At 74.6% G+C, this 14,901-nt stretch carries 18 protein-coding genes; 8 read left to right on the top strand and 10 right to left on the bottom strand.

The window, feature by feature from the left end:
• Positions 1-163: 163 nt before the first annotated feature.
• Both A2U95_RS25980 and A2U95_RS25975 read right to left on the bottom strand, forming a co-directional pair.
• The gene (locus A2U95_RS25980) at positions 164-1,636 is read right to left on the bottom strand and encodes an MFS transporter (protein ID WP_166027461.1); all 1,473 of its coding nucleotides are present in this window, start codon (positions 1,634-1,636) and stop codon (positions 164-166) included.
• A gap of 56 nt (positions 1,637-1,692) precedes the next feature.
• Positions 1,693-2,244: a TetR/AcrR family transcriptional regulator gene (locus A2U95_RS25975; RefSeq protein WP_166027379.1), complete on the bottom strand. Its 552-nt coding sequence runs from the start codon at positions 2,242-2,244 to the stop codon at positions 1,693-1,695.
• A 190-nt stretch (positions 2,245-2,434) separates the two neighbouring features.
• On the opposite strand from A2U95_RS25975, the gene A2U95_RS25970 reads away from it, so the two are divergent.
• On the top strand, positions 2,435-3,019 hold the full coding sequence (locus tag A2U95_RS25970) for a YdeI/OmpD-associated family protein (RefSeq protein ID WP_166027377.1): 585 nt from the start codon (positions 2,435-2,437) through the stop codon (positions 3,017-3,019).
• Positions 3,020-3,135: 116 nt separating this feature from the next.
• Positions 3,136-3,579: a DUF5946 family protein gene (locus A2U95_RS25965; RefSeq protein ID WP_166027375.1), complete on the top strand. Its 444-nt coding sequence runs from the start codon at positions 3,136-3,138 to the stop codon at positions 3,577-3,579.
• A 28-nt stretch (positions 3,580-3,607) separates the two neighbouring features.
• Here A2U95_RS25965 and A2U95_RS25960 read toward each other — a convergent pair whose 3' ends face one another.
• Together A2U95_RS25960 and A2U95_RS25955 are read right to left on the bottom strand one after the other, a co-directional pair.
• Entirely contained in the window at positions 3,608-4,021 is a 414-nt protein-coding gene (locus tag A2U95_RS25960) for a cytidine/deoxycytidylate deaminase family protein (RefSeq protein ID WP_166027373.1), read from the bottom strand.
• A 182-nt stretch (positions 4,022-4,203) separates the two neighbouring features.
• Positions 4,204-4,752 (bottom strand): GlcG/HbpS family heme-binding protein, encoded by a 549-nt coding sequence (locus A2U95_RS25955; protein ID WP_166027371.1) that lies wholly within the window; start codon positions 4,750-4,752, stop codon positions 4,204-4,206.
• A gap of 339 nt (positions 4,753-5,091) precedes the next feature.
• Here A2U95_RS25955 and A2U95_RS25950 point away from each other — a divergent pair, with 339 nt between their 5' ends.
• Together A2U95_RS25950 and A2U95_RS25945 are read left to right on the top strand one after the other, a co-directional pair.
• A complete protein-coding gene (locus A2U95_RS25950; protein WP_166027369.1) occupies positions 5,092-6,321 on the top strand; it encodes a sensor histidine kinase in 1,230 nt (409 codons plus the stop codon).
• Positions 6,318-6,986 (top strand): response regulator, encoded by a 669-nt coding sequence (locus A2U95_RS25945; protein WP_166027367.1) that lies wholly within the window; start codon positions 6,318-6,320, stop codon positions 6,984-6,986. The genes A2U95_RS25950 and A2U95_RS25945 overlap by 4 nt, the downstream gene beginning before the upstream one ends.
• A gap of 24 nt (positions 6,987-7,010) precedes the next feature.
• On the opposite strand, the gene A2U95_RS25940 is transcribed toward A2U95_RS25945, so the two are convergent.
• From A2U95_RS25940 to A2U95_RS25915, 6 genes are all read right to left on the bottom strand, one after another.
• Positions 7,011-7,733 (bottom strand): deoxynucleoside kinase, encoded by a 723-nt coding sequence (locus A2U95_RS25940; RefSeq protein ID WP_240958122.1) that lies wholly within the window; start codon positions 7,731-7,733, stop codon positions 7,011-7,013.
• A 285-nt stretch (positions 7,734-8,018) separates the two neighbouring features.
• Entirely contained in the window at positions 8,019-9,023 is a 1,005-nt protein-coding gene (locus A2U95_RS25935; RefSeq protein ID WP_166027365.1) for a MerR family transcriptional regulator, read from the bottom strand.
• On the bottom strand, positions 9,010-9,699 hold the full coding sequence (locus tag A2U95_RS25930; protein WP_166027363.1) for a HEAT repeat domain-containing protein: 690 nt from the start codon (positions 9,697-9,699) through the stop codon (positions 9,010-9,012). The genes A2U95_RS25935 and A2U95_RS25930 overlap by 14 nt, the downstream gene beginning before the upstream one ends.
• A gap of 126 nt (positions 9,700-9,825) precedes the next feature.
• Positions 9,826-10,566: a DJ-1/PfpI family protein gene (locus tag A2U95_RS25925; RefSeq protein WP_166027361.1), complete on the bottom strand. Its 741-nt coding sequence runs from the start codon at positions 10,564-10,566 to the stop codon at positions 9,826-9,828.
• Positions 10,563-11,207, bottom strand: a complete 645-nt coding sequence (locus tag A2U95_RS25920; RefSeq protein WP_166027359.1) for a DJ-1/PfpI family protein — start codon at positions 11,205-11,207, stop codon at positions 10,563-10,565. The genes A2U95_RS25925 and A2U95_RS25920 overlap by 4 nt, the downstream gene beginning before the upstream one ends.
• A gap of 2 nt (positions 11,208-11,209) precedes the next feature.
• Positions 11,210-11,863 (bottom strand): HD domain-containing protein, encoded by a 654-nt coding sequence (locus tag A2U95_RS25915; RefSeq protein WP_166027357.1) that lies wholly within the window; start codon positions 11,861-11,863, stop codon positions 11,210-11,212.
• Between the two features lie 53 nt (positions 11,864-11,916).
• Here A2U95_RS25915 and A2U95_RS25910 point away from each other — a divergent pair, with 53 nt between their 5' ends.
• The 4 genes from A2U95_RS25910 to A2U95_RS25895 all read left to right on the top strand — a co-directional run.
• Positions 11,917-12,906, top strand: a complete 990-nt coding sequence (locus A2U95_RS25910; RefSeq protein ID WP_166027355.1) for a GlxA family transcriptional regulator — start codon at positions 11,917-11,919, stop codon at positions 12,904-12,906.
• Positions 12,907-13,140: 234 nt separating this feature from the next.
• Positions 13,141-13,659, top strand: coding sequence for a toxin-antitoxin system HicB family antitoxin (locus A2U95_RS25905; RefSeq protein ID WP_166027353.1), 519 nt, complete (start codon positions 13,141-13,143; stop codon positions 13,657-13,659).
• 96 nt (positions 13,660-13,755) lie between these two features.
• On the top strand, positions 13,756-14,601 hold the full coding sequence (locus A2U95_RS25900; RefSeq protein WP_166027351.1) for a DUF4097 family beta strand repeat-containing protein: 846 nt from the start codon (positions 13,756-13,758) through the stop codon (positions 14,599-14,601).
• Positions 14,602-14,675: 74 nt separating this feature from the next.
• Positions 14,676-14,901: ATP-binding cassette domain-containing protein (locus A2U95_RS25895; protein ID WP_166027349.1), on the top strand; the 226-nt coding region annotated here is incomplete at its 3' end.

Here is a 14,901-nt window from a genome sequence, read left to right as displayed (position 1 = left end):
GCCGGGGGGCCCGCCCGGCGCGGGCGCCGCGGTTCAGGCAAGTGTCGTGCCGGCGGTGACCTGGGGGAACCGATTTATCCGCGTGCGGGTGCGCGCCGGGACGAGCCGCGCCGCACGCGGCCCCCCGGCGGGCGGACCCGAGCGGCCGCGGTCGTCCCGTTCCTCAGTGCCGCACCGGGCCGTCGGCCAGCTTCTGGCCGCGGAGGAGGAAGAACGCGGCTGCCGAGGCGAGCAGCAGGAGAGCCGCGCCGAACCCGGCGGCGAGGGCGACGCCGTCGACGAAGGCCTCCCGGGCGGCGTGGAGCAGTTCGCCGGCCGTCTCGCCGGGCAGGTGCTCGGCGGCGACGACCGCGCCGGCGAGGGAATCGTGCGCCGCCTCCGGGGTTCCGGCCGGGCCGGTGAAGCCCTGGTAGACGTTGGTGACGACGGAGCCCAGCAGGGCGATGCCCAGTGCGGTGCCCAGCTCGTACGCCGTCTCCGAGACGGCGGCGGCGGCCCCGGCCTGCTCCTTGGGGACGGCGGTGAGGATGACGTCCGAGGTGACGGTGAACGCCACGCCCGCGCCGAATCCGACGACCAGCAGGACGACGCCGATCAACGGGTAGCCGGTGGTCCGGCCGAGCGTGGTCAGCACGGCCAGCGCCAGGCCGATCATGGCCAGCCCGCCGGCGACGACCACACGCACCGAGAAGCGCCGTGCCGCGGCACCGGCGACCAGGCCGGCCGCCACCGCGCCGACCGCGGCCGGCAGTTCGGCGAGGCCCGCCTCGATGGGCCGCCGCTCCTGCACCAGCTGCAGGTACTGGGACAGGAAGAACAGCAGCCCGGACAGGCCGAGGACGGTCAGCAGGTCCGACAGGACGGCGCCGCTGAAACCGCGGCTGCGGAACAGCCGCACGTCCACCACCGGAACCGGCAAGCTGCGCTGGCGGCGGACGAACGCCCGGAGCGCCGCCGCGCCCGCGACGGCCGCCGCCGGCACCGGCCAGGAGAACCCCGCGGCGGCGGCCTCCTTGACCGCGTAGACGACACCGATCATGCCCGCCATCGACAGCAGGACGCTCGGCAGGTCCCACGGCCCCGGCGAGGGGTTGCGGGACTCCGGCAGCGTCTTCATACCCACCACGACCAGCAGGGCCATCACCGGCAGGTTGATCAGGAACACCGATCCCCACCAGAAGTGCTCCAGCAGCGCGCCGCCGGCGATCGGGCCGATCGCCATGCCCGCGGAGGCCGCGGCGCTCCAGATGCCGATGGCGAGACTGCGTTCCCGCGGGTCGTGGAACAGGTTGCGGATCAGGGCGAGCGTCGACGGCATCAGTGTCGCGCCGGCGACCCCCAGCAGGGCGCGGGCCACGATCATCGTCCCGGGCGTCTGCGCGTAGGCGTTGAGCACCGAGATCAGGCCGAAGGCCGTCGCGCCCGTCAGCAGCAGACGCTTGCGGCCGATCCGGTCACCGAGGCTGCCCATGGAGACGAGCAGACCCGCGAGGACGAACGAGTAGGCGTCGCCGATCCACAGCAACTGGGTGCCCGACGGCTGCAGGTCCTCGCCGAGGTAGGGCGTGGCCAGCCCCAGGACGGTGGCGTCCACCGCCACCAGCAGCACGGCGAGGACCAGCACGCCCAGGGCCATCCAGCGGCCCGGGCCCTTGCGCACGTCCTCCCGCCCGGTCGTGTGCAGGGTGCCGGTCACGGCGTCTCCTTGCGCAGCACGCCGCCGAGCAGCAGCTCGGTGACCATGGGGGTGAAGTCGTTGCGGGCCACCCGGCCGCCCGCGACGGTCCAGCTGCCGGCGGCCACCAGGCCGTAGAGGGCCTCGGTGAGCCACACCGCGCTCAGCTCGACGCGGAACTCCCCGCTCTCCTGCCCCCGGCGGAACAAGGCCATCAGGCGCTCGTCGATGCGGGACCAGCCCGCGTTCTGCTCCTCGCCCTCGAAGAGCTGGTTCTCGGAGTAGAGGAAGGACAGCAGGCCCGCGCAGGGCTCGATCGCACGGACCAGGCGGCGCAGCGCGTCGGCGGCCGGCCCCTCCTCGGGGCGCGCCGCGTCCAGCGCGGCCTCGCACTCGGCGATGCCCAGTTCCTCCAAGGCCCGCACCAGGGCGTCGCGCCCGGCGAAGTGCCGGTTCAGCGTGGCGCGACTGACCCCCGCGCTCCGGGCGACCTCCCCCATGGTCGCGGTGGAGCGGTGCGCCAGCAGGTCGGCGGCGGCGCGCAGCAGATGATCGCGGTCCACAGTCATGAGTCAAGGGTAAACCGAATGAGACATGAATGTCTCACGCGAGTCGTTCACGCGTCACGACGTGCCGCACTTCGCGCGTCACACCCGGGGTGGGACACAGCCGCCGGGCGATTCCGGCGGCGAGGGCCCGTGCCCGCTACGACGGCTGACGGTGAGGTCCGCCAGGGGTGGCCGGGCTAGCCTGGCCGGCATGGACGAACTCGACGGGGCGGAGGTCCTCGCGTTCCCGGACGCGGCGGCCTTCGACGACTGGCTGGCCGAGCACCACACCCGCCGCGAGGGCGTGTGGGTCAGGGTGGCGAGGAAGGCGTCGGGAATCGCGTCGGTCACGGGTGACGAGCTGGTCGACGTCGGGCTGTGCTGGGGCTGGATCTCCGGGCGGCGCCGGGGGCTGGACGAGCGGTACTACCTGCAGAAGTACGGGCCGCGGCGACCGAGGAGCCTGTGGTCGCGGGTGAACGTCGAGAAGGTCGCGGCGCTGGCGGCGGCGGGCCGGATGCGGGAGCCCGGCCTCGCCGAGGTCCGGCGGGCCCGGGAGGACGGCCGCTGGGACCGCGCGTACGCGTCGCAGGCGACGGCTGCCGTCCCGGACGACCTCGCCGCGGCCCTCGCCGCGGACCCGGCGGCGCGTGCGGCGTTCGACGCGCTCGACCGGACCGCCCGCTACCTCGTGGTGCTCCCGCTGCTCCGGGCCGCGACGCCAAGGACCCGGCGGACGCGGCTGGAGCGGGCGGTACGGGACCTGGCGCAGGGGCGGCAGGCGGGCGAAGGGTGACATCCCGCGGAGGAACGCGGGACGTGCGCGGCGGGTCCGCCGGCGACCCGGGCCACGGCCGGAGCGGTGGCTGCGCGGTGGTGCGGGGAACACGGTGCGGGGAACAGAGGGAAGGCATGGAATCCTGCGCGGAGTGCGGCGCCCCGGCGGGCCCGCGGTCCTGTGGCGAACTGTTCGACGTCCTGCTCGCGCTGGACCATTCGCGCCGGGCGCCGTGGGGTCCGCTGCACGGCGTCTCGGTCTCCTGCTTCCTGCTCCAGCACCCCAGCCGGCTCCCCGACGACGGCGCGGCGGCCCGGGAGATCCTGCACGCGTACCTCGAGGGCGGCCTCGACGAGGTGAACCGGCTCGTCGGCCGGGCTCGCCGCGGCAATTCCCACCGTGTGAGGGGCAGGCCTTCGCCCGGCGTCCGGGACCCGGCCCTGCCGCACCGGGACGCGCCGCGATCCCGTTTCTCCGTCACCGTCCACGACGTCGCCGTGGACGGGACGTTCCCCTCCCCGGATTTCACGGACCGCGTCAAGGCCTGGGCGGCCGCGACGGTGGACGCGTGGCGCTGAGGCGCCGGTCCGCCCCGAGGGGCGCGGTTCATCCGGCGTCGAGCTGGTGGTCGGCCCAGACGTAGCTCTCGGGCAGCAGGTCGGCGACGGGGACGGTCCGGACGCGGTCGCCGTCGCCGACGATGACCCCGAGGGCCGGGAAGTAGTCGAGGAGGACCTGGCGGCACCGGCCGCACGGGGGGACGATCCCGCGGTCGCGGTCGCCCACCGCGACGATCGTGTGCAGCTCGTAGGCGCCCTGGGCGGCCGCCGCCCCGATGAGGACCAGTTCCGCGCAGGGTCCGCCGGTGAAGTGGTAGGCGTTCACGGCGGTGATGACGCGGCCGTCCCGGGCGCGGGCCGCGGCTGCCATGGTGTGGTTGTCGCCCCGGCACCGGGTGCGCGCGACGTCGGCCGCGGCCTGGATCAGTTCGTGGTCGACGGGGTGGGTCCGCGGGGTCATCTTCTCTTCCTTCGTCCGGTTCCGGGCGACGTTGGCGCGAATGACGCGGACACGCAAGCGCATATCGGCGGTGCGCCCGGTCCGCCGGGAGGCGCGCCGGTGCGGTGGCCGGCGGGCCGCCCGGACGGGTGCCGAACGGGGCGGTGGCGCACCGGAGCGGGCCGGTGCGCCGCCGCGGCGGTTCACCTGGCGAGGGCGGCCACGCCCGCCTGCGCGAACTTCTCGTCCAGGTCGCCGGAGGGTGCGCCGGCGACGCCGATGCCCGCGATCGGCGCGCCCTTGGCGGTGACGGGGACGCCGCCCGCGAGGAAGAGGGTGTTCGGGATGTCCTTCAGGTGCGGAGCCTGGGCCAGTCGTCCGGCGAGCTCCGACGTGGGGGCGTTCCAGGAGACGGCCGTGTACGCCTTGCGCACCGCCGATTCGTAGGACTGGGGGCCGGCGCCGTCGCCCCGCAGGGTCACGACGGTGTTGCCGTTGCGGTCCACGACGGCGACCGTCACCTTGTGGTTCGCGTCCTGTGCCGCGTCCAGCGCGGCCTGCGCGGCCCGGACGGCGGCGTCGGCCGTGAGGTGGGTGGACTGCGTGGTGTTCCGGCTCTGCGTCGCGTCGGCCGCGGCGACGGCCGCCGGGCCGGCGGCGTTCGCGGTCACGGCGCCGAACGTTCCGGCGCCCAGGGCCGCGGCGGCGACCGTGCCGAGCAGGACACGGGTGCGCAGGGTCGTCTTCGTCATGGTGGACAGCTCCTCGGCAGTCGCCCGGGGTGCCTTCGCCCCCGGTCTCTCGGTCTCCATCCTCGGAGCGCCGAGGGCCTGGGGGCGTCGGCGTTCCGGCTGGTCACGACGGGTCCGACGGCCGACGGAGAAGTCATCCGAACGGCTGATGCGCCGGCCGCGCGCACGGGTTTACCTGGAGGGGGCGGCGGTCGCCGGCCCGGCCGGACCGCTCGGCCGGCGTCCCGTCGGCGGCCACGGCCATCCGCCGGGGAGCCGGCCGTGACGCGGCAGCAGCACGGGCGCGAGCCCGAGGAAGGCCGAGGGCCGCGAGGCCGGAGGCGGACGCGAGGAACACCCATGCGGCACACACGGCACCGGCCCTCCGGCTCTCCGGAACCGGCGGGGGATCCCGACGCGCGCTGGCTCGGACCGGTGGTGCACCTCGCCTTCTACGCCCTTCTGGGCGGCTCGCTCGCCCGTTACCTGATGCGCCACCCCCTGGGTCCCGGCGAGACCGGGGTGATCGTGGCGGCGGCGCTGCTGGCCCTGCTGTACGCCCTCGGCCCGGTGGCCGGTCCGGCGCGCGGGCGCGACCGGTCCGCCTCCCGGCCGCTCACCTGGCTGGTGGCCGTGGTGGCGGCCTGGTCGGTCCTGACGCTGCTGGCGCCCAGCTTCGCCTGGTGCGCGGCGCCGTTGCTCATCCTGGCGCTGCGCTCCCTTCCGGCCGCCGCGGCCGTTCCGCTGGCGTGCCTGCTCACCGTGCTCGTCGTGGTGTCGCTGCAACGGCTGAGCGACGGCCTCGACCCCGCGGTCCTGGTCACCCCGCCCGCCGTGGCCGCCCTGATGACCGGCGTCTTCCTGCACATGGAACGGCAGGCGGACCGGCGGCGGGCCCTGATCGAGGACCTGGTGCGCACCCGGCGCGATCTCGCCGCCACCGAACGCCGTGAGGGCGCGCTGGCCGAGCGCGAGCGGTTGTCGATGGAGATCCACGACACCCTCGCGCAGGGACTGTCCAGTCAGAAGATGCTGCTCCAGGCCGCCGAGCGGGTGTGGACGACCGACCCCGCGGCGGCGCGCGAGCACGTCCGGGAGGCCGCCCGGGCCGTCGGCCGCGACCTGGCCGAGGCCCGCCGTTTCGTGCACGACCTGGCCCCGGCCGATCTGGCGGACGGCGGTTCGCTGTCCGCCGCGCTGCGCCGTCTCGCCGAGCGCGAGACGGCGGACGGCCTCACCGTGCGCCATCACGTGGAGGGCGTTCCCCTCCCCCTGCCCGACCGCGGCGAGGCCGCGCTGCTGCGCATCGCGCAGGGAGCGCTGGCGAACGTCCGGCGGCACGCCGGGGCGGGACGTGCCGCCGTCACCCTCAGCTACCTCGACGACCAGGTGGTCCTGGACGTCGCGGACGACGGCCGCGGCTTCGATCCGGGCGCCCTGCCGGCCCCCGGCCGTGAGGGCGGGCACGGGCTGCCCGCCATGCGCGCCCGCGTCGCGCAGTTCGGCGGCACGCTCACCGTCGAGTCCGCGCCCGGCGAGGGCACCGTGCTGACCGCTTCGATCCCTCTCACCGCTCCGGAGCCACGATGACCCCTCCCGGGACGAACTCCCCCGGCCCCTCCCCCGCCGGCCCCCTCGCACGCGTGCTGGTCTGCGACGACCACGCCGTCGTGCGGGCCGGGCTGCGCGCGCTGCTCTCCAGCGCCGCCGGCATCGAGGTCGTCGGCGAGGCCGCGGGCGGTGACGAGGCAGTCGCCCTGGCGGGCCGGCTGGCGCCCCACGTCGTGCTGATGGATCTCCAGCTCGGGCCCGGCACGGACGGCATCGAGGCCACCCGCCGCATCACCGCCCGGCCGGACGCCCCGCGCGTCCTGGTCCTCACCACCTACGACACGGACGCCGACGTCACCCGTGCGCTGGAGGCCGGCGCCACCGGCTATCTCCTGAAGGCGGAGCGGCCGGAGGAGCTGTTCGCCGCGATCCGCGCCGCGGCGGAGGGCCGCACCGCCCTCTCCGCGCCGATCGCCGGCCGCGTGGTCGCGGCGATGCGCGCTCCCCGTCCGGCCCTCACCGCCCGGGAGCTCGACATCCTGGCCCAGCTCGCCCAGGGCCTGGCCAACCGGGAGATCGCCCGCGCGCTGTTCATCAGCGAGGCGACCGTGAAGACCCACCTCAGCCGCATCTACGACAAGCTCGGCGTCGACAACCGGGCAGGCGCCGTCGCCGCGGCCAAGGAGCGGCGCCTGCTCCCCTGAGCCGGCCGGGGAACGGCGCGGGGGTCACACCGTCCGGGCGACCCGCTCGGCGGCGGTCTGCGAAGGCACCAGCACGGTGCGGCTCTCGCCCCGCTCCCTGACCGCCGCGAGGGCCTCCTCCACCTCCCGGAGCACGCGGGCCGCGTCCTCGGGGTTGTTCACCACGTCCGTGCGGTCCATGTCGACGACGAGGACCTCGCTGGCCGAGTAGTGCTTGTGCACCCAGTCGTCGTAGCCGGACCACAGCGTCCTGTAGTACTCGACGAGGCCCTCGTCCTGCTCGAAGTCACGGCCCCGCAGCCCGATGCGGTGCAGGACCGTCCCGAAGTCCGCCTTGAGGTAGACCATGAGGTCGGGCGCCTTGCGGTACGGCAGGCCGTCGATCTCGCGCATCATCTCGTCGAGCAGCCCCTCGTACACCTGCATCTCGAGGGAGCTGATCCGGCCCAGGTCGTGATTGACCTTGGCGAAGTACCAGTCCTCGTAGATGGAGCGGTCGAGGACGTTGTCGTCCTGCCGGTACGCCTCCTTGATCGAGGCGAACCGCGTCTGCAGGAAGTAGAGCTGGAGCAGGAAGGGGTAGCGCTTCGCCAGGATCTCCTCCGGGCTCGCCGTGTAGAAGAGCGGAAGGATCGGGTTGTCCTCCACGCTCTCGTAGAAGACCTGGCTTCCCAGGCCCTTGGCGAGCACCTCGGCCACGCTCGTCTTGCCGGTTCCGATCATGCCTCCGACGCAGATCACTGGCATACCTCACTTCTCCCCGGGGATGTTCCGTTCGCGGATGGGCGAGTTGGGCCTCCCGCACCACTCAGACACGTTCCGGCGGACCCTCGAGTCCCCGAGATCCCCGTGATCAGCGTCCTGTCGTCCCCGCCGGACGGGCCCCGGCGCACTTCGCGCCCGCCCGCCGGCCGGACCGGCTGTTTCCGCAGTTGCCGCCCACGACGACATGCCGCCGCCCTGCGGCGCCTTGAATGATAAATGAAGATTCACTCGGCGCCGGCCTCGTGCGGGGCGGGCCGGGAGGAGCCGTCACCGCCCGGCGCGCAGCTCGAGGAGGTACGCCGCGGTCAGCGCGACGGCACGGTCCTCGTCGTGCGACAGCTCCACGAGGGCACGGGCCGCCGTCGTGCCCGGGATGCCCGCCAGTGCCTGGGTCAGCCGTCCCCGTGCGGGCGCGTCGGCGGTGGTGTGCGGGAGGCGGTCGACGAGCCCGGCCGCGATCCGGTCGGCCGTGGCGGTGCCGTTCGCCAGCGTGCTCAGCGCGTCGGCCGCGTCGGTGTCGTTCCTTCCCGCAACGATCATGTCGACGAGCACCGGGACCGCTTCGGCCACTCCGCGTGTCCCGAGCGCCAGTGCCGCGTGGCCGCGGACCCCGGCGTCGGGATCCGTGAGCGCCTCCCGCAGGTGGGTGGTCGCCTCACCGCCGGGCATCACGGCGAGGCACTGCACGGCACGTGCGCGCACGGCGGCCACCGGTGAGGCCAGGCCCTCCGCCAGCAGTGCCGGACCGCTGTCGCCCGATCGCGCCAGCGCCCACCGGAGGGCGCCGGCGACGTGCGGGTCCGTCTCGCCCAGCGCGGCCTCGACGAGGGCCTCCACCGGTGCCGGGACCACGTCGACCGAGGAGAGGGCCGCGCGCTGCCGGGCCGCGGCGCTCTGCGATCCCAGTGCCTGCAGGAGCGCGACGACCTGGAGGACGTCCTGCCAGTCGGCGGGGTCCGCGGCGTCGATCCGGCGCAGCCGCGTCAGCAGTTCGGTCTCGGCCGCGATGCGTTCGCGCGTCTGACGGACGAGGTCGCCGACGAGTGCCGCGGGCGTGAAACCGGGGTCGTCGAGCGCCCGCCCGATCTCGCGCAGCGACAGCCCCAGCGACCGCAGGCTCTCGATGTGGAAGATCCGCCGGATGTCCTCCGCGGAGTACTCCCGGTAGCCGGAGCCCGTGCGGTCCGAGGGCCGCACCAGGCCGAGCGACTCGTAGTGCCGGAGCATGCGGGCACTGACCCCGGACCGTCTCGACACCTCACCGATCAGCACGGTTCTCATCATCCGTCAGGGGAGCCCCGGTGAGGGCCGTGATGCGCCGGGCCTCCTCGACGGCCGACTCGAATCCGGCGTCCGGGTCGCGCAGCAGCTCCCGTGTGGCGAGCGCGTGCGTGCGCACGTGCCCGGCGGGAGCCGCCGCCGCGGCTTCCAGCACCGGCACGATCACCTCTCCCAGCGCGACCAGCGCCTGGCTGAGGCTCAGCCGCGTCTCGCGCCCACCGCGCCCGAGCTGCGTGGCCAGCACCGTGGCCAGCGCGGACTCCTCGCCCTCCGGCACGAGCACGACCGCGGTCCGCCAGGCGCTCCTCGCCACCTCGTCGTCGGCGTCGCACAGCAACGCCCGGGTGATCGCCGGCCACGCCCGCCCGTCCCCGATCTTGGACAGCGTGTGCAGTGCCTGGCTGCGTGCCTGCGCACGCTCCGACCGGAGCTCGCGGAGCAGCTCGGGGAGCGTCAGGGCCACCGGGTGGCGGGTGAGCGCCCAGGTCAGCATGTCGCGGACGAAGAACTCGGGCTCGATCGCGCACCGTTCGACGAGCTTGCCGACGAAGCACGGGTCGGGCGCCGTCCCGATCGCCAGAGCGGCCCGCAGCCGCACGGACGAACGGCTGTCCTCCAGCCCCTGGAGCGCTCGCGCCGCGTCCGTGTCCTGCCCTGCCATGGTCATCGTGACCACCTCCTGGGGAAGCAGTGAAGACCTTGTCACCGTGTCAGGGTCAAGCGCGGCCGGCCGCCCGGGCACGACCCGCCGCGAGGACGCCGCGGGTCGGCCCGGAGGGCCGCCGGGAGCCGCTCACCGGCGGCTCCGCGCCGTCCACACCGTGCCGCGGGCCTCGTACTCGAGCATCTCCTCCAGCCCGACCGCGGCGTCCGCGCCGAGTTCCCGGCGCACCAGCCACAGGGCGAGGTCCAGTCCGGAGGTCACCCCGCCGGCGGTGACCAGGTCGTCGTCGTCCACCACGCGGGCGTTCTTCAGCACGCCCCCCTGCCGTTCCAGGTCGGCGCGCGCCCGGTGGTGGGTGGTGCAGGGGCGTCCCGTGGTCAGTCCGGCCGCGGAGAGCAGCATCACGCCCGTGCACAGCGCGGCGACGGTCAGGCCGGGACGGGTCGCGGCGGCCAGGGCCCGGGGCAGGGCGCCGCGCCGGATCTCGGCCCACACGCCGGGGTCCTCGCGGCGCGCGTACCCGCCGCCGGGGACGACGAGGAGGTCCGCCTCCCCGGGGGCCCACCCGTGGTCGACGCGCAGGCGGGTGCCGTAGGCGGCCCTGACGGTGCGCGGACCGTCGATCGTCACGCAGCGGGTCTCCACCTCGCGCTCCGCGAAGTGACCGGAGGCGGAGAACAGCTCGTACGGGGCGGAGAAGTCGAGCTCCTCCACACCGTCGAACATGACCACGTGGACGCGTAGGGGCCGGTCGTGTCCGAAGGTCCCGGAGGTCCCGGAGGGCGCCGCGGCGGCCCGGGCGGCGGCGCCGGCCGTCAGTGTCGCGGCGCCGAGCGCGGTGGTGGCGTGCAGGAGGGTACGGCGGTTCATCGCGGTCGGTGCTCCGTTTCCGGGTCGGTCGCGGGTGCGGGCAGGGGCTCGTCCGCCAGGTACGGAGGCGCCGGGTCGTACTGGAGGGCGCGGCGCACGGCGCGGGCGTGCTCGCGCCCGTGCAGGCGGCCGACGAGCCACAGGGTGCTGTCGATGCCGGCGGAGACGCCCTGGCTGGTGAGCAGACGGCCGTCGACGACGTAGCGGGCGTCCCGTACGACGGTGACGTCACCGCGTGCTTCGAGGGCGTCCTCGTACTCCCGGTGCGTGGCGACCCGGCGGCCCCGGGCCGGGCCGGCGGCGTGCAGCAGGAAGGTCCCGGTGCAGACGCCGACCACCCACGTCGCGCGTGCGGCGGCGCCGGTGAGCCAGCCGCCGACCCGCTCGTTGCGGGTCTCGGACTCCCGGGCGCCGTGACCGCCCGGGACGAGGACCACGTCCAGCGGCGGGTGGTCGCCGAGGGTGCGGTCCGGCAGGATCCGCATGCCCTGGGAGCACCGGACCGGTGCGGAGCGCTCGGCGAGGAGCAGGACGTCGTCCGCTCCGTCGCGCAGGCCGGAGGAGGTGGTGAACACCTCCCACGGACCCACGACGTCGAGTTCCTGCGCCGAGTCGAACAGCAGGATGCCGTACGTCGTCATGCTCAGTTCCCCCAGCGCGCGGCGTCGGCCATGGCCTCCATCCGCGTCCTGTGCGGCGGCACGGACCTCTCCCGCACCAGCTGGGCGGGGAGGGAGAAGGGCGGCGCCTTCTCCGGGCGGCGCCGCGCCTGCCCGACGATCTCGTCGGTGAGGGTGGTGGCCATGGACAGCCGCGGGTAGGCGGCGTGGATCGCGGCCCCGGTGGCGTCGTCGACGCACTCCGTGCCCCAGCCGAAGTCCATGCCGATCCCCTGGTGCGTCAACGCGCACAGGGCGCCGCGCCGTTCGGCGACGCCCGGCGTCGTGTGCAGGGCGATGGCCTCCCAGACGGTGTCGACGTCGGCGGCGGGCACTCCCTGCGCGGTGAGGAACTCCGCGGCCGTGTCCGCGCCGTCCACCTCGAACCGCTGGTGCCGGTCGCCCGCCTCGGTCAGGCCGATGTCGTGCAGGACGCAGGCCAGGAACAGCAGTTCCGGATCGTAGTCGCGTCCCGGCTCGGCGCCCTGGTGGTCGGCGCGGAGGCGGGCGAACAGCGCGCTGCGGACGCTGTGGTGGGCGGTCGCGGTGGACTCCGTCCCGCGCACCAGGGCCAGCGCGCGGCGGGCGAGGGGGGTGTCGGGGAGCGGCGGGACGCCGGTGGTGATCTCTTCCTTCATGACGTCGATGATCGGGGCCGCCAACTGCCGGTGACAGTGGCAGACTTGCCTCCATGCGTGAGGAAACTGCCACCCCGGCCGCACCGCACCGGGTGGCGGTTCTGGTCATGGACGACGTCCTGCCCCTGGACCTGGGCATCCCGGCCCAGGTCTTCATCACCGTGCCCGGTGGCCCCTACGAGCTGACCCTGTGCGGGCGGACCGCGGGGCCGGTCCGGACCGCGGCGGGGTTCGCCGTGACGGTGACGGCCGGTCTGGAGGCCGTGGGCGAGGCGGACACCGTGGTCGTCCCGGGGTACGTGTCGCACCTGCGCGAGCTGCCGCAGGACGTCCTCGCCGCACTGGCCGGGGCCCACGACCGGGGCCGGCGGCTGGTGTCCATCTGCACGGGGGCCTTCGCGCTGGCGGCGGCCGGCGTCCTGGACGGCCGCACGGCGACCACCCACTGGAAGTACGCCGGCGACCTGGCCGGACGGTATCCGGGGGTGACGGTGGACCCGCGCGTGCTCTACGTGGACGAGGGGCGGGTGCTGACCTCCGCGGGCGTCGCCGCCGGCATCGACCTGTGCCTGCACCTGGTGCGACGGGACCTGGGCGCGCGGACGGCGAACCAGGTGGCGCGCACCCTGGTGTCGGCGCCCCACCGCGACGGCGGGCAGGCGCAGTACATCGAACGGCCGCTGCCCGCCGAGACGCCCGGCGTCACCCTCGCGGCCACCCGGGCGTGGGCCCTGGCCCGTCTGCACGAGCCGCTGACGGTCCCCCTGCTCGCCGCGCACGCGTACATGGCGCCGCGGACGTTCGCCCGCCGGTTCGTCGCCGAAACGGGCACGACGCCCCTGCGGTGGCTGCTCGCCGCCCGGCTCGACCGCGCCCGGGAACTGCTGGAGACCACCGGACTCACCGTGGACCACATCGCCGAGCGCTGCGGACTGGGCAGCCCGTCGAACCTGCGGCTGCACTTCCGGCGCACCCTCGGGACATCGCCCACCGCCTACCGCGCGGCGTTCGCCCCGCCGGCGGCCGGCCCGGAGGGGCGGTGACCGGAGCCGCCGGTCCGTGCTCGCGCGCGCCGGACACGGCACACGCATGGCGCCGCGTGACACCATGCGGTGCCATTCAGCGCCACATGACGCCATGCGATGCCACTCGACACCATCACGACACACGAAAGTCTCACGACATCCGTGCAGGTCAGAGGTCTTTCGTGAGGCGATCGGCCGAAGAGTTCCCTCAGATGGTTGCCGTTGACGCCAAAGTGATGCCATGATGGCGTCATGGACCTCACCCCGTATGTCGACACACTGCGCCGCGAACTCGCGGTGGCCGCCGAAGCCGGCGGCGAGGAAGCCCGCGAACTGGCCGAGAGGCTCACCGCTCCCCTGGAGTCGGCGACCCGCCTGGCCATGCTCAACGTGCTCTCCGCCGCGATGAGCGAGGTCACCCGTGAACTCGCCCCGGGCTCGGTCGACGTGCGGCTGCGGGGACTGGACCCCGACTTCGTGGTGACGCCGCCGCCCGCCGACGGCGGGGCGCCCATGCAGACGCCCGGGCCCGGTGAACCCCTCAGGGCCCCGGCGCCCGTCGAGGGCGACGAGGGAGGCACCGCCCGCGTCAACCTGCGCCTGCCGGCACACCTGAAGGCGCGCGCCGAGGAGGCCGCGAGCCAGGAGGGCCTGTCGGTCAACGCCTGGCTGGTGCGGGCCGTCTCGGCCGCGGTCGAGGGCGGCGGCCGACCGCGCACCGCGGAGCGGACCCGAAACATCGGCCAGAGCTTCACCGGCTGGGTGCGCTGACCGCCCCCAGCCCGCACCACCTCATCCTCAGCAATTCCACCCACACCACGTCCCACCAGCGGGGACGCCACGAAGACCCAAGAGGACGGGACAGCCATGCCTTCTTTCGACACCCCCGCGCCCATCTCGGTCACGGCGACCGTGGAGGCCGGTTCCCTCCAGGTCACCGCGAGCGACCGCCCCGACACCGTCGTCGAGGTGCGGCCCCGCGACCCCGGACGGGACCTGGACGTGCGGGCCGCCGACCAGACCGAGGTCCGTTACGCGAACGGCGCGCTGACGGTCCGGACGCCCAGGTCCGGCCGCCTGTTCGGCCGCACCGGCGTCGTCGACGTGACGGTCGAACTGCCCACGGGCTCACACCTGGACGTCACCGGTTCCTGGACCCAGGTGCTCGGAGAGGGCCGGCTCGGCGAGGTGCGGGCCAAGACCTCCGCGGGTGACGCGCGGTTCGACACCACCGGCCCGCTGAAGCTGACCGCCTCGCACGGTTCCATCACCGTGGACCGCGTCGAGGGCCCGGCGGAGATCACCACCAGCTCCGGCAGCCTGCGCGTCGGCGTCGTCGACGGACCCGCGGTCCTGAAGAACTCGCACGGCAGCACGACCGTCGAGGCAGCGACCGGCGAGCTGCGGGTCCGCGGCGCCAACGGCGACATCGACATCCGGCGCGTCGAGGACTCGGTCACCGCGGTCACCGCGCACGGCACCCTGCGCGTGGGTGAAGTGGCCCGCGGGACGGTCCAGCTGGAGACCTCCTTCGGCGCCATCGAGGTCGGCGTCCGCGAGGGCACCGCCGCCTGGCTGGACGTCAGCTCCACCTCCGGCCAGGTCCGCAACACCCTCACCTCGTCCGACGCGCCGGAGGAGGCGGAGGACACCGTCGACGTCCGCGCCCGCACCCGGTACGGCAACATCGACATCCGCCGCGCCCGCGCCTGAGGTCCCGCGCCGCCTCCCCCTCCACGCGTCCGCCACCCATTCCGCCATCCCGACCCTGCGAAACGGAGGGCTCCATGCCTTCATTTGTCATGCCCACATCCAAGAATGCGGGCGGCGACCCGTTCCCCGTCGCCGTGTCCGCGGTGGGACTGCGCAAGTCCTACGGCGACCGGACCGTCCTGGACGGCGTCGACCTGCGCATCCCCGCCGGTTCCGTGTTCGCGCTGCTCGGGCCGAACGGCGCCGGCAAGACCACCACGGTCAAGATCCTCTCCACCCTGATCTCCGCCGACGGCGGAC

Origin of the sequence: Streptomyces chilikensis (assembly GCF_001642695.1) — a bacterium.
In the GTDB taxonomy this organism is placed as follows: domain Bacteria; phylum Actinomycetota; class Actinomycetes; order Streptomycetales; family Streptomycetaceae; genus Streptomyces; species Streptomyces chilikensis.
This window is presented reverse-complemented; position numbering and strand designations above follow the sequence as displayed.

Coding starts and splice junctions, on each gene's coding strand:
- A2U95_RS25980 (WP_166027461.1), bottom strand. CDS start 1,636: ATGGCCCTGGGCGTGCTGGTCCTCGCCGTGCTGCTGGTGGCGGTGGAC.
- A2U95_RS25975 (WP_166027379.1), bottom strand. CDS start 2,244: ATGACTGTGGACCGCGATCATCTGCTGCGCGCCGCCGCCGACCTGCTG.
- A2U95_RS25970 (WP_166027377.1), top strand. CDS start 2,435: ATGGACGAACTCGACGGGGCGGAGGTCCTCGCGTTCCCGGACGCGGCG.
- A2U95_RS25965 (WP_166027375.1), top strand. CDS start 3,136: ATGGAATCCTGCGCGGAGTGCGGCGCCCCGGCGGGCCCGCGGTCCTGT.
- A2U95_RS25960 (WP_166027373.1), bottom strand. CDS start 4,021: ATGACCCCGCGGACCCACCCCGTCGACCACGAACTGATCCAGGCCGCG.
- A2U95_RS25955 (WP_166027371.1), bottom strand. CDS start 4,752: ATGACGAAGACGACCCTGCGCACCCGTGTCCTGCTCGGCACGGTCGCC.
- A2U95_RS25950 (WP_166027369.1), top strand. CDS start 5,092: ATGCGGCACACACGGCACCGGCCCTCCGGCTCTCCGGAACCGGCGGGG.
- A2U95_RS25945 (WP_166027367.1), top strand. CDS start 6,318: ATGACCCCTCCCGGGACGAACTCCCCCGGCCCCTCCCCCGCCGGCCCC.
- A2U95_RS25940 (WP_240958122.1), bottom strand. CDS start 7,733: ATGCCAGTGATCTGCGTCGGAGGCATGATCGGAACCGGCAAGACGAGC.
- A2U95_RS25930 (WP_166027363.1), bottom strand. CDS start 9,699: ATGACCATGGCAGGGCAGGACACGGACGCGGCGCGAGCGCTCCAGGGG.
- A2U95_RS25925 (WP_166027361.1), bottom strand. CDS start 10,566: ATGAACCGCCGTACCCTCCTGCACGCCACCACCGCGCTCGGCGCCGCG.
- A2U95_RS25920 (WP_166027359.1), bottom strand. CDS start 11,207: ATGACGACGTACGGCATCCTGCTGTTCGACTCGGCGCAGGAACTCGAC.
- A2U95_RS25915 (WP_166027357.1), bottom strand. CDS start 11,863: ATGAAGGAAGAGATCACCACCGGCGTCCCGCCGCTCCCCGACACCCCC.
- A2U95_RS25910 (WP_166027355.1), top strand. CDS start 11,917: ATGCGTGAGGAAACTGCCACCCCGGCCGCACCGCACCGGGTGGCGGTT.
- A2U95_RS25905 (WP_166027353.1), top strand. CDS start 13,141: ATGGACCTCACCCCGTATGTCGACACACTGCGCCGCGAACTCGCGGTG.
- A2U95_RS25900 (WP_166027351.1), top strand. CDS start 13,756: ATGCCTTCTTTCGACACCCCCGCGCCCATCTCGGTCACGGCGACCGTG.